Below are 12,277 nucleotides of genomic sequence, written 5' to 3'. Positions count from 1 at the left end.
TCCCTCAGGCGGGCAGGCCGGGCAGCCACGCCGGAAGCGCCTCGGTCCGGTCCAGCCACGCCTGCGGCAGCGCCGCCTCGCCGCGCGCGCCCAGCACCCCGCCGACGATCGCGCAGGTGGTGTCCACGTCACCGCCCACCTGGGCGGTCGTCCAGAACGCCCGCTCGTAGTCGCCCAGCGCCCGGGCCGCCGACCACAGCGCGAACGGCACCGTGTCGTGGGCGCTCGTGCGCCGCCCGCAGCCCAGCACCGCCGCGACCGTGTTCGCGTCGCCGTAGTCCAGCATGTCCCGGGCCCGGCGCACGCCGGCGCCCACGGCGCTGCGCGGCACCAGCGCGATCACTCCGTCCAGCAGCTCCTCGGCGGTCGGCACCCCGGCCGGGGACGCCGCCAGCGCGGCCGCGGCGGCGACGGCCATCGCCCCGCACACCGCCTCGCGGTGCTGGTGGGTGGTGTAGGCGGAGATCTCCGCCTGGTGGGTGGCCTGCTCGGGGTCGTCGGCGTACCAGGCGCCGACCGGGGCGATCCGCATGGCGGCGCCGTTGCCCCAGGAGCCCTGCCCGTTGAAGAGCTCGGCGGCGAGCGTGCGCCAGTCCCCGCCCTCCCGGACGAGGCGCAGCATCCGGTTCACAGCGGGCCCGTAGCCGCGGTCGAAGTCGTGGTGGTCGGCGAAGGAGGCTGCCAGCGCGTCCTGGTCGATGCGGCCGTGCGTCGCGAGCACGGCCACCACCGAGCAGGCCATCTCGGTGTCGTCGGTCCACTGCCACGGCTCGCTGCCGGCGGGCAGCTCGCGCCGCTTCAGCAGCGGGTAGTTGACGGGAACGAAGTACTGGGAGCCCAGGGCGTCCCCCACTGCCAGCCCTCGGAGGCTGGACAGGGCGCGTGCGTAACGCGTTTCGGGGTTGGAGTCAGCTGTCATCGCGCGTCACTTTAGCCGTCCAGGTCATAAGGCTCGGGTGTGGTCCACCGCTCAAACGGGCGGTCCATCCGGTACCGGCCGTCCGGTCCGAGCAGCAGAACGCGGAATTCGCCGTTGCCCGGGTTGGACAGCGCCTCGAACTCGGAGACCGACCAGTGAAACCAGCGCATGCAGAAGAGCCGCATCGTCAGTCCGTGGGTGACGAGCAGCACGTTCTCGGGGTGGTCGGGGGCCTCGAAGCTGCGGTAGAGGCTCTCCAGGAAGGAACCGACCCGGTCGTAGACGTCGGCGCCCGACTCGCCCTGTGCGAAGCGGTAGAAGAAGTGCCCGTACGCGTCCCGGTAGGCCTTCTGGAGCTTCACGTCGTCGCGGTCCTGCCAGTTCCCCCAGTCCTGCTCGCGCAGCCGGGGCTCCTCGCGCATCCGTACCCGCGAGGGGTCCAGCCGCAGCTCCCGGAAGGTCTGCAGGGTGCGGCGGTAGGGGGAGACGTAGGCGCTGATGCTCTCCTGGCCGAAGAGTTCGCGCAGCCGCTCCCCGGCAGCCGCCGCCTGTTCGTGGCCGGTGCGGGTCAGCCGCAGGGCGTGGTCGGGCTCCCGCTCGTACACCGTGTCGTCGACGTTTCCCTCCGATTCCCCGTGCCGGACAAGGACGATGCGCCGTGGTCGAACCATCCCCCGACCCTATGCGGCCGCCGGGGCGGGTACGTCCCGGGCATGCCGCCCGGGAGCGATGCTCGTCCTACGGTCATACCGTCCAGCCGGGTTCGAGGTCGACGACGTCCCCGGTGAGGGCCTCCACGTCGGCCTCGGTCTGGGCGCGCAGCGAGAGCCGCTCCACCCGTTCCTGCCGGTACTTGCCGTGCTCGGCCGCCGCCCGCCACATCGACAGCACCAGGAACTCCCGGCCGGGCGCCTCCCCGAACAGGCCCCGGATCATTCCGGGCGAACCCGCCATCGCGGGGTTCCACACCTTCTCCTGCATCAGCGCGAAGTGGTCCACGCGCCCTTCCCGGACCCGGGTATGGGCGACCCTGACCACGTCGGCGTCGCTGAAGCGCGGCTCGAAGCCGGTCTTCACGTCGAAGCGGTGGTCGAAGAGCGTGACGCGCGCGTCGGTGTAGGTGCCGTTCTGCGAGGCTGCCAGTCTGTCGTGGGAGCGGGCCATGAAGGAGTCGTAGAAGGAACGGCTCTCCCAGAACGCGAAGACATGCGCGACCCCCTGCCGGCCTCTGCTCCAGCCGCCGCCCTGCCCCCGGAATCCCGGTTCGCCGGGCAGCCCCGCCCACTTGCGCTGCCCGCGCTCGAACCCGCGTCGGTCCGTCACCGTGCAGCGAATCCACTTGACCAGCACCGCGCCATCGTACGGGCCGGGCGCGGCCCCGGTCAGTCCCCGGAGCGGTGGATCCGTACCAGTTCCGCCGCATCCCGCTCGGGCAGCCGAAGCCCGAACTCCTGGTCGAGGAGGGCGATCAGCCCGTCGGAGGGCACGGGCTCCCGCTCGGTCCTCCCGTCCGGGTGGAGCCGCATGAGCTCACGCCCGACGAGCGTCTTGCGCACGGTGTCGCCCGGGAGCTGGACGAGGGTCCGCCCCACGAAGGAGGACCGGGGGTGGGTGGAGCTGTAGTGGTTCAGCACGACGTAGTCCACGGGGTGGTACCGCTGCGGGGAGAAGGCGTAGAGGTCCCGCCAGGCGTCCCCGCGGCGGGCGCGGAGTACGAGGACGCCGCCCTCCTCCTCGTGAACGGCGTACGACCACGCGCCCTGGCGCACCTCGGTGCCGGGCCGCGCGAGCGGCACGGGCTCGCGCGGGCCCATGTAGCCGAACCCGGCGTCGCAGAGCCACTGTTCGCCCTCGACGGTGACGACGAGCATCGCGTGCGTCACCGCGAGCAGGGACTCGCCCCGGGTGCGGTTGCGGGCACCGCGCCCGGAGACCTCGAAGCCGATCCGCTCCAGGGCAGCGGCCAGCAGCGAGTTCTGCTCGTAGCAGTAGCCCCCTCGGCGGGCGCGCACGAGCTTGTCCTCGATGGCCTTGACCTCCAGCGCGACGGGGCGGCCGAGCAGGACGTCCAGGCTCTCGAAGGGAATGGTGGCGGTGTGAGCCCGGTGCACTTCGAACAACGTCCCGAGGTCCGCCCGGAGTTCCCGCACGGCCCTTCCCGTTCCCGGCCCCGTCCCGGTCCCCGGCCCCGTCCCGGTCCCCGCTTCGGGCGGCGCGCCCGTCCCGAGCCCGATCCGGGCCAGGTACGCGTCAAGGTCCAGTTCGTCACCGCTCCACATGGCTCTCCACTCCCCCGCCGTGAAATCCCCGTGCCCGCGCACGTCCGGGCCCCGCACAATGATCGCCATGACAGCCCTGCACACCAATCCGCTCTTCGCCCGGCTGGCCACGGCGGAGCGCATTCTCGTCGCCGGCGCCGGAGGGGGCTTCGACATCTACTCGGGCCTGCCCGTGGCGCTCTCGCTGCTGCACCAGGGCAAGGAGGTCCACCTCGCGAACCTCTCCTTCAGCACCCTCGCCGGTCTGCCCGCCGAGGACTGGGCGGCTCCGGACCTCGCCGTGGTGACCCCCGACTCCGGGCCCCACCTGTCCTACTTCCCCGAACGGACCCTCGCGCGCTGGCTCCGGCTGCACGGATACCCCTCGACGGTGCACGCCTTCCCGCAGGTCGGGGTGCAGCCCCTGCGCGCCGCCTACCGGTCCCTGATCGACCTCCACCGGATCGACGCCGTCGTGCTGGTCGACGGGGGCACCGACATCCTGATGCGGGGCGACGAGGCCGGCCTCGGCACGCCCGAGGAGGACATGACCAGCGTGGCGGCACTGGCCGGGCTGGACGACGTACCGGAACGGCTCGTGGTGTCGGTCGGGTTCGGGGTGGACGCGTACCACGGGGTCAGCCACGCCCTCGTGCTGGAGAACATCGCGGCGCTGGAGCGGGACGGAGCGTACCTCGGCGCGTTCTCGATACCCCGGGCCACGCGCGAGGGGGCCCTCTTCCTCGACGCGGTCGCCCACGCCCAGGCGCACACGCCGGACCGTCCGAGCATCGTGGCGGGTTCGATCGCGGCGGCCGTCCGCGGTTCCTTCGGGGACGTGCGGTTCACGGAACGCACCAGCGGCAGCGAGCTCTTCGTGAACCCGCTGATGTCGCTGTGCTTCGCCTTCGAGCTGCGGGGCCTGGCCGACCGCTGCCTCTACCTGGACCGCATCGAGGACACCCACCTGATGCGGCAGGTCCATTCCAGGATCGCGGAGTTCCGGGAGGAACTGGTCACCCGGCCCTCCCGCGTGATCCCCCACTGACGGAGGCCGGCCGGCCCCGTCCCCGGCGGCCCCGTCCCGGGCGGCCCGCCCGTCCACGTCACCCGGGCCCGGCCCCGGGCCAGGGGTAGCCGAGCCGGTCGGCCAACTCCGGCGAACCTCCGCAGATCTCGGCGACCTCACGGGGGTCTTCGGCCGTGAGACGTGCCTCCAGCCGGTCGACCTGGTCGGCCGGGTCGTCGCCGGAGATCGGGAGGGTCATCCTGAACTGGAGCCACGGGCGTCCCTCCCCGATCGCGGACGAGCCGGGGTGGAAGAGGAGCACGGTGATCCGGTCGCGCGCCCAGGGCCAGGCGGAGACGGCGTACAGCTCGCAGTCCCACGTCGTGAGCCAGTCGGGGTGCTGACGGAGCCGTTCCTCCAGCAGTCTGGCGACCGTCCGGGCCTGCCACTCCCAGCTGTGGTCCGTCATGGCACGGTGGACCTCCGCCGCGTACTGGTCCGCGTCGAACCGGAACTCGGGGAGTTCGAATCCCTGTTCATCCGGGTTGCGCCAGCCGCTCCAGATCACGTGCGGCCCTTCGCGCCTGACCGTGACGTAGACGGCACCGCAGCATCCTTCGGTGCACTCGGCCTCGGCGAGGCGCACCTCACGGGGGACGCCGGTCGCCTTCAGCGGCGCGTGCGGGCCCAGGAGACGGCCAGGGTCCCCTGCCGGTCCGTCGTCGAACACGTCGGCCAGGATGTCCCGTCCGTCGACGACCGGTCGGCATTCGACACTGGTCCCGCCCGGCGGCACGACGACGCGGAGGAACAGCTCGTGCGTTTCTGAGGTCACTGCCCGATGGTCCCGGAGTCGGCAGCGGTCGTCAGCCGCGTTTCCGCCGGGCGCGGAGCGGAGCGGGCACGCCGGCCGCACCTGCGGTCACGGGCACGGCGAAGGGGACCGGCCTCGGGCCGGTCCCCTTCGTGAGCTGCTGGTCAGCTACTCCCGCGGACCCGGTCGGATGTCACGTCCGACAGGGTTCCGCCCGTCGTCAGCTGCAGCCGCTGGTGGAGCCGCAGCCCTCGCAGATGTAGCAGGAGCCGGCGCGCTGCATCTTCGTACCGCAGGAGAAGCAGAGCGGGGCGTCGGCGGAGACGCCGAGCTGCATCTCGACCAGTTCGGCGTTGCTGTGCGCCGTCTTGGGGGCCGGGACCGGGACGATCTCGACCGGCTTGGGGGCGGAAGCCGCCGGAACCGCGGCGAGCGGGGCCGACTGGGCGAGGGACTCGGTGTCGAGCTCCTCCTCGAGCGGCTCGTACGAGCCGGTGTCGAGGTGGCGCTGACGCTCCTCGGCGGAGTGGATGCCGAGCGCCGAGCGGGTCTCGAAGGGCAGGAAGTCCAGCGCCACGCGACGGAAGATGTAGTCGACGATGGACTGGGCCATGCGCACGTCCGGGTCGTCCGTCATACCGGCCGGCTCGAAGCGCATGTTGGTGAACTTCGCGACGTACGTCTCCAGCGGGACGCCGTACTGCAGACCGACCGAGACGGCGATCGAGAAGGCGTCCATCATGCCCGCGAGGGTCGAGCCCTGCTTGGACATCTTCAGGAAGACCTCGCCCAGACCGTCGTCCGGGTAGGAGTTCGCGGTCATGTAGCCCTCGGCGCCACCGACCGTGAAGGAGGTGGTGATCCCCGGGCGGCCCTTGGGGAGGCGCTTGCGGACCGGGCGGTACTCGATGACCTTCTCGACCGCCGTGCGGATGGTCTCCTCGGCCTTCTCGGTGATCTCGGCCTTCTCCTCCTCCTTCTTCTTGGCGGAGAGGGGCTGGCCGACCTTGCAGTTGTCGCGGTAGATCGCGAGCGCCTTGACGCCCAGCTTCCACGCCTCGAAGTAGATCTCCTCGATCTCCTCGACGGTCGCCGACTCCGGCATGTTGACCGTCTTCGAGATCGCGCCGGAGATCCAGGGCTGGATCGCGGCCATCATGCGGACGTGGCCCATCGCGGAGATAGAGCGCTCGCCCATCGCGCAGTCGAAGACCTCGTAGTGCTCGGTCTTCAGGCCGGGGGCGTCGACGACGTTCCCGTGCTCGGCGATGTGGGAGACGATCGCCTCGATCTGCTCTTCCAGGTAGCCCAGGCGGCGCAGGGCCTGCGGGACGGTGCCGTTGACGATCTGCATCGAGCCGCCGCCGACGAGCTTCTTGAACTTGACCAGGGCCAGGTCCGGCTCGACACCGGTGGTGTCGCAGGACATCGCGAGACCGATGGTGCCGGTCGGTGCGAGGACGGAGGCCTGGGCGTTGCGGAAGCCGTTCTTCTCGCCGAGGCGCAGGACGTCCTGCCAGGCCTCGGTGGCCGCGGCCCAGATCGCGTTGTCCAGGTCCTGGGTGCGGGGGGCGACGGCGTTGGCGTCGGCGTGCTGCTTCATGACGCGCTTGTGCGAGTCGGCGTTGCGGGCGTAACCGTCGTACGGGCCGACGATGGCGGCCAGCTCGGCGGAGCGCTTGTACGCGGTGCCGGTCATGAGCGAGGTGATCGACGCGGCGAGGGTACGGCCGCCGTCCGAGTCGTAGGCGTGGCCGGTCGCCATCAGCAGGGCGCCGAGGTTGGCGTAGCCGATGCCGAGCTGGCGGAAGGCGCGGGTGTTCTCGCCGATCTTCTGGGTCGGGAAGTCCGCGAAGCAGATGGAGATGTCCATCGCGGTGATGACCAGCTCGACGACCTTGGCGAAGCGCTCCGCGTCGAAGGACTGGTTGCCCTTGCCGTCGTCGTGGAGGAACTTCATCAGGTTCAGCGAGGCGAGGTTGCAGGACGTGTTGTCCAGGTGCATGTACTCGCTGCACGGGTTGGACGCGGTGATGCGGCCGGACTCGGGGCAGGTGTGCCAGTGGTTGATCACACCGTCGTACTGGATGCCCGGGTCGGCGCAGGCCCAGGCGGCCTCGGCGAGCTTGCGGAAGAGCGCCTTGGCGTCGACCTTCTCGATCACCTCGCCGGTCATGCGGGCGCGCAGGCCGAACTCGGTGCCGTTCTCGACTGCCGTCATGAACTCGTCGTTGACACGGACGGAGTTGTTGGCGTTCTGGTACTGGACGGACGTGATGTCGTCGCCGCCCAGGTCCATGTCGAAGCCCGCGTCGCGCAGGGCGCGGATCTTCTCCTCTTCCTTCACCTTGGTGGCGATGAAGTCCTCGACGTCCGGGTGGTCCACGTCCAGGACGACCATCTTGGCCGCGCGGCGGGTGGCGCCGCCCGACTTGATCGTTCCTGCGGAGGCGTCGGCGCCGCGCATGAAGGAGACGGGGCCGGAGGCGTTGCCGCCGGAGGACAGGAGCTCCTTGGAGGAGCGGATGCGGGAGAGGTTCAGGCCGGCGCCGGAGCCGCCCTTGAAGATCATGCCCTCTTCCTTGTACCAGTCGAGGATCGACTCCATGGAGTCGTCGACGGAGAGGATGAAGCAGGCGGAGACCTGCTGCGGCTGGGGCGTGCCGACGTTGAACCACACCGGGGAGTTGAAGCTGAAGATCTGGTGCAGGAGCGCGTACGTCAGCTCGTGCTCGAAGATCTCCGAGTCGGCCGGGGAGGCGAAGTAGCCGTGGTCGTCGCCGGCCTTCGTGTAGGTCTTCACGATGCGGTCGATCAGCTGCTTCAGACCGGTCTCGCGCTGCGGGGTGCCGACGGCGCCGCGGAAGTACTTGCTGGTGACGATGTTGACCGCGTTCACCGACCAGAAGTCGGGGAACTCGACGCCGCGCTGCTCGAAGTTGACCGAACCGTCGCGCCAGTTCGTCATGACGACGTCACGGAGCTCCCAGTTCACCTCGTCGTACGGGTGCACGCCGGGGGTGGTGTGGATGCGCTCGATCGTCAGGCCGCCCTTGGCGGCCTTGGTCCCCTTGGCGCGGGAACCACGTGCCGAGCTGCTCGCCGTCTCTGTCATGCCGCCTGCCTCCCATATGCGGGCAAAAACGCCCTAAAGTGCCAGCGTTATTCCGCGGCACAGTGCTGTGTGTCTTGTATCTACGAATCTCGCCCTGCCGGCCGGCCGGACCGCACTGCACTGCGGCCCCGAGCGGTCAGTCGGCGGCGGAGGCGGGCACGGGGACGACCGAGGAGGTCCCTCCGGGCCCGCACTCATGGGGATGAGGCCGCGGCTCGCGCAGTTCCGCGATGGCGGTCTCGAAGTCTTCAAGGGTGTCGAACGCTTTGTAAACGGATGCGAACCGCAGGTACGCGACGAGGTCGAGCTCCTGCAACGGGCCGAGTATGGCCAGACCCACGTCGTGGGTGGTCAGCTCGGCGCTCCCGGTGGCGCGCACCGCCTCCTCGACCCGCTGGCCGAGCTTGGCGAGGGCGTCCTCGGTGACCGGCCGTCCCTGGCACGCCTTGCGGACGCCGGAGATGACCTTGGTACGGCTGAAGGGTTCGGTGACCCCGCTGCGCTTGATCACCATCAGCGAGGCCGTCTCCACCGTCGTGAAGCGACGGGAGCAGTCGGGGCACTGACGGCGCCGGCGGATCGACGTTCCGTCGTCCGTGGTGCGGCTGTCGACGACCCGGCTGTCGGGGTGCCTGCAGAAGGGGCAGTGCATGGTTCCCTCACCCTCCTCTTGGCACGACTGAATCACCCCACGGAGCCCCTCAACGACGGAGAGCGAGTCTTCGCCGGGGGCTCGTGAAGCAGCCACAAGCATATGCGATGCCGGGGACCTCGACCGACCGAGGACCACAACTTCTGGGCGGCCGCGCCCATCCAACCACTAGATCTTGGGTTGTGCCGGATTTACGCCACTCCGCGTGTCGCGGTGTCCGATGGCCGGATACCGGAGCCCGCGGTGCCACACTGGGCGCAGCGCCGGGGCCCGCCCGGGCATGGCCGATCCAACCGGGAAGGGTACCGTAAGGAGCGGACGCGAAGCCGAACCCGCGTTCGGCCAGACCGGTGCCGAACGCATTCCGGTTGACCTCCGCGACACGGCCGGAACCGGCCGCTTCCGCGCCCCGCCGGACGCACGGACACCCCCCGGACGTGCCGGACGCGCGGACACCCCGCAGGACCGGCCACCCGCATCGACGGCCACCCATACACCTACCGATATAGCCCAGGCGGGCGATTCGCGTTTTTTCACTCGAACGTGTGTTTGGCGCAACCTTTCGAAAGCAACTACCGTTGTCCAGCTAGGGAGAACATTTCGAGAGGGGCCGACGTGACCACCACCGCAGACAGTGCCACCATCACTGCCCAGAACCGCTCCCAGAGCCGACTCGAGCCGGTGCATGCCATGAATGACGGAAGTCAGAACCAGGAGGCGGAGGCCGTGCGCCCCGCGCGCTCCCTGCCAGGGCGACCTCCAGGCATCCGCGCCGACAGCTCCGGACTCACGGACCGGCAGCGGAGGGTGATCGAGGTCATCCGGGACTCCGTGCAGCGGCGCGGCTACCCGCCGTCGATGCGCGAGATCGGCCAGGCGGTCGGCCTGTCCAGCACCTCGTCGGTGGCGCACCAGCTGATGGCCCTGGAGCGCAAGGGCTTCCTGCGGCGCGACCCGCACCGGCCCCGCGCCTACGAGGTACGCGGCTCGGACCAGCCGAGCTCGCAGCCCACGGACACCACCGGCAAGCCCGCCGCCTCCTACGTGCCCCTGGTCGGCCGGATCGCGGCCGGCGGGCCGATCCTGGCCGAGGAGTCCGTCGAGGACGTGTTCCCGCTCCCGCGCCAGCTCGTCGGTGACGGCGAACTGTTCGTCCTCAAGGTCGTCGGCGACTCCATGATCGAGGCCGCGATCTGTGACGGCGACTGGGTCACCGTCCGCCGGCAGCCCGTCGCGGAGAATGGCGACATCGTCGCCGCGATGCTGGACGGCGAAGCCACGGTCAAGCGCTTCAAGCGCGAGGACGGGCACGTGTGGCTGCTCCCGCACAACGCCGCCTACCAGCCGATCCCCGGCGACGAGGCGACGATCCTCGGCAAGGTCGTCGCCGTACTGCGACGGGTCTGACACCGACCCGTCGCCCCTCAGCCAGCTCCGGGACCCACTGCGCCGGTCCCGGAGCTGTTGCATGCCCGCAGGCGCCCGCAGTGGGTGCCCCGCCGTACCGGTGCCCTACTTGCCGTCGGCCTGCGCGCCGGCGTCGATGGCGGCCAGCGAGCGGCGGACCTGGTTGCGGTCCGTGGTGTACCAGAAGTCGGGCAGTGAGGCCCGCAGGAAGCTCCCGTACCGGGCCGTGGCCAGCCGGGGGTCGAGGACCGCGACGACCCCGCGGTCGCCGGAGGCCCGTACGAGCCGGCCCGCACCCTGGGCCATCAGCAGGGCGGCGTGCGTGGCGGCCACCGCCATGAAGCCGTTGCCGCCGTTCTCCTCGACGGACTTCTGGCGGGCGCTCATGAGCGGGTCGTCGGGACGCGGGAACGGAATCCGGTCCATGATCACGAGCTGGCAGCTGGGGCCCGGCACGTCCACGCCCTGCCACAGGGAGAGCGTGCCGAACAGGCAGGTCCGCGGGTCCGCCGCGAAGGTCTTGATCAGCTCGCCCAGCGTCTCCTCGCCCTGGAGCAGGATCGGGTTGTCGAGCCGGCCTCGCAGCTCTTCGGCCGCCGCCTTGGCGCCGCGCATGGAGGAGAAGAGGCCGAGGGTGCGGCCGCCCGCCGCCTCGATCAGTTCCGCCAGCTCGTCCATCATGTCGCCACGGGTGCCCTCGCGGCCGGGAGTGGCGAGGTGCTTGGCGACGTAGAGGATGCCCTGCTTGGGGTAGTCGAAGGGGGAGCCGACGTCCAGGCCGCTCCACACGGGCACGCCCTCTCCCTCCACCCCCTCCGGTGAGAGGCCGAGCGAGGCCGCGACGCCATTGAAATCGCCGCCCAGCTTGAGGGTGGCGGAGGTGAGGACCACCGAGCGGTCCTCGAACAGCTTCTCGCGCAGCAGCCCGGAGACCGAGAGCGGGGCGACCCGCAGGGTGGCGCCGAAACGGTCGTGGCGCTCGTACCAGACGACGTCGTACTCGGAGCCGTTCATGATCCGCTCGGCCACCGTGTGGACGTTCTCCACAGCCGCCAGGGCCTGCTTGCGAACGGCGTCCTCGTCGTGGACGGACTTGTCCCGGGTGGCACCGATCGCGGAGATCACCGTGCGCGCGGAGTCGCGCAAGGACATCAGCGCGTAGCCGAGGTCTTCCGGGATCTCCTCCAGCCGGCCCGGGAGCGCCAGCTCCATCACGCGTTCGAAGGTCTCCGAAGCGGTCTGCAAGGCGTCCGCGATCTTCTCGTCGACCAGCTTGGCGGATCGCTTCACGGCCCGGTTGACCTGCCCCGGGGTGAGCTCGCCGGTGGCGACGCCGGTGACGCGGGAGACCAGCTCGTGTGCCTCGTCCACGATCAGCACCTCGTGCTGCGGCAGGACGGGGGCGCCCTCGATGGCGTCGATGGCGAGCAGCGCGTGGTTCGTGACGACGACGTCGGCGAGCTTGGCACGCTCACGGGCCGCCTCGGCGAAGCACTCGGCCCCGTAGGCGCACTTCGTGGCGCCCAGGCACTCGCGGGAGGAGACCGAGACCTGGCTCCAGGCCTTGTCGGAGACCCCGGGGGTGAGGTCGTCCCGGTCGCCCGTCTCGGTCTCGTCCGCCCAGTCGCGCAGGCGCAGCAGGTCCTTGCCGAGCTTGCTGGTCGGGGCGGCCGCCTCGAACTGGTCGAAGAGGCCCTCTTCCTCGTCCTGCGGAGCCCCCTCGTGCAGCCGGTGCAGGCACAGGTAGTTGGACCTGCCCTTGAGCATGGCGAACTGCGGCCGCCGGCGCAGCTGCGGGTGCAGCGCCTCGACGGTGCGCGGCAGGTCACGCTCGACGAGCTGACGCTGGAGCGCGAGCGTCGCCGTGGCGACGACGACGCGCTCGCCGTGCGCGAGGGCGGGCACCAGGTAGCCGAGGGACTTGCCGGTGCCGGTGCCGGCCTGGATCAGCCGGTGGGAGTTGTCGTCGATCGCTTCGGCGACGGCTTCGGCCATGGCCACCTGGCCGGGCCGCTCCGTACCGCCGACGGCGGAGACGGCGGCGTGCAGCAGGTCGGGGAGGGAGGGCTTCGTCATAGCACTGCCAACCCTACGGGGCGCCAC

At 70.7% G+C, this 12,277-nt stretch carries 10 protein-coding genes; 2 read left to right on the top strand and 8 right to left on the bottom strand.

Annotated elements, in window-relative coordinates:
* Positions 1-4: 4 nt before the first annotated feature.
* The 4 genes from AC069X_RS06910 to AC069X_RS06895 all read right to left on the bottom strand — a co-directional run bounded on the left by AC069X_RS06910 (position 5) and on the right by AC069X_RS06895 (position 3,198).
* Entirely contained in the window at positions 5-919 is a 915-nt protein-coding gene (locus AC069X_RS06910) for an ADP-ribosylglycohydrolase family protein (protein ID WP_478725906.1), read from the bottom strand.
* Between the two features lie 11 nt (positions 920-930).
* Positions 931-1,590: a histidine phosphatase family protein gene (locus AC069X_RS06905; protein ID WP_478725904.1), complete on the bottom strand. Its 660-nt coding sequence runs from the start codon at positions 1,588-1,590 to the stop codon at positions 931-933.
* A gap of 73 nt (positions 1,591-1,663) precedes the next feature.
* The gene (locus AC069X_RS06900) at positions 1,664-2,269 is read right to left on the bottom strand and encodes a YdbC family protein (RefSeq protein WP_007266991.1); all 606 of its coding nucleotides are present in this window, start codon (positions 2,267-2,269) and stop codon (positions 1,664-1,666) included.
* Positions 2,270-2,301: 32 nt separating this feature from the next.
* Complete coding sequence (locus tag AC069X_RS06895) at positions 2,302-3,198, bottom strand: arylamine N-acetyltransferase family protein (RefSeq protein WP_478726352.1); 897 nt, start codon at positions 3,196-3,198, stop codon at positions 2,302-2,304.
* Between the two features lie 67 nt (positions 3,199-3,265).
* Here AC069X_RS06895 and AC069X_RS06890 point away from each other — a divergent pair, with 67 nt between their 5' ends.
* Complete coding sequence (locus tag AC069X_RS06890; protein ID WP_478725902.1) at positions 3,266-4,225, top strand: DUF1152 domain-containing protein; 960 nt, start codon at positions 3,266-3,268, stop codon at positions 4,223-4,225.
* Between the two features lie 58 nt (positions 4,226-4,283).
* Here AC069X_RS06890 and AC069X_RS06885 read toward each other — a convergent pair whose 3' ends face one another.
* The 3 genes from AC069X_RS06885 to nrdR all read right to left on the bottom strand — a co-directional run bounded on the left by AC069X_RS06885 (position 4,284) and on the right by nrdR (position 8,767).
* Positions 4,284-5,021, bottom strand: a complete 738-nt coding sequence (locus AC069X_RS06885) for a hypothetical protein (protein ID WP_478725900.1) — start codon at positions 5,019-5,021, stop codon at positions 4,284-4,286.
* Positions 5,022-5,220: 199 nt separating this feature from the next.
* Positions 5,221-8,115 carry a vitamin B12-dependent ribonucleotide reductase gene (locus tag AC069X_RS06880; RefSeq protein ID WP_478725899.1) on the bottom strand — a complete coding sequence of 965 codons (2,895 nt, stop codon included), beginning with the start codon at positions 8,113-8,115 and terminating at the stop codon, positions 5,221-5,223.
* Between the two features lie 136 nt (positions 8,116-8,251).
* The gene (gene nrdR, locus AC069X_RS06875; protein ID WP_478725898.1) at positions 8,252-8,767 is read right to left on the bottom strand and encodes a transcriptional regulator NrdR; all 516 of its coding nucleotides are present in this window, start codon (positions 8,765-8,767) and stop codon (positions 8,252-8,254) included.
* Positions 8,768-9,382: 615 nt separating this feature from the next.
* Here nrdR and lexA point away from each other — a divergent pair.
* Positions 9,383-10,174, top strand: a complete 792-nt coding sequence (lexA, locus tag AC069X_RS06870; protein WP_478725896.1) for a transcriptional repressor LexA — start codon at positions 9,383-9,385, stop codon at positions 10,172-10,174.
* A gap of 105 nt (positions 10,175-10,279) precedes the next feature.
* On the opposite strand, the gene AC069X_RS06865 is transcribed toward lexA, so the two are convergent.
* Positions 10,280-12,250: an ATP-dependent DNA helicase gene (locus AC069X_RS06865; protein WP_478725894.1), complete on the bottom strand. Its 1,971-nt coding sequence runs from the start codon at positions 12,248-12,250 to the stop codon at positions 10,280-10,282.
* Between the last annotated feature and the right edge of the window lie 27 nt (positions 12,251-12,277).

This window comes from Streptomyces sp. NPDC043896, from assembly GCF_056435605.1.
This window is presented reverse-complemented; position numbering and strand designations above follow the sequence as displayed.